The sequence below is a fragment of the Vibrio sp. 2134-1 genome, from assembly GCF_033339495.1.
In genome coordinates, this window is the sequence record NZ_JAWOUS010000850.1 from 1 (window position 1) to 543 (window position 543).

The window sequence follows — 543 nt, forward strand, 5'->3', positions numbered from 1 at the left end:
TTATTACTTATTGTAATGACGCGTTTTGTCGCGTTGCAGAATACACGCACGAGGAGTTAGTCGGTCAGAATCATAATATCGTCCGTCATAGTGACATGCCTAAAGCCGCTTTTGGTGATATGTGGGCACGCCTTAAAGAAGGCAAAGCGTGGCGAGGTATGGTTAAGAACAGCACCAAATCTGGCGGTTATTACTGGGTAGATGCCTACGTAACGCCTATCTATGAAAAAAACCAAGTTGTCGGCTATCAATCTGTGCGCGTTAAGCCTAAGCGTGAATGGGTGGATATTGCTGCAAAAGCTTACAAGGGGATGCTAGCCGCCGAGAAAGCGGGTAGAACCTGGTCGTTAAAAATTAACGAAACGGTTCGCTATGCGATTCTACTTGGTGCATTAACTGCACCTGCCGCAGCGTACGCACTATCTGTTGAAGGTCCGCTTGCTTGGCTTGCAAGTGCATTACCAGCGAGCGTTTTAGCGTTATTGTTCCGCCAAGAGTTGATTGACACGCCGCAACAGCTCAAAAAGCTGCAAAAACAGTATG

At 47.1% G+C, this 543-nt stretch carries 1 protein-coding gene; it reads left to right on the forward strand.

The window, feature by feature from the left end; translation table 11 throughout:
- The coding region (locus R7R78_RS28895; protein WP_225474941.1) for a PAS domain-containing protein at positions 1–543 on the forward strand (543 nt) is incomplete at both ends.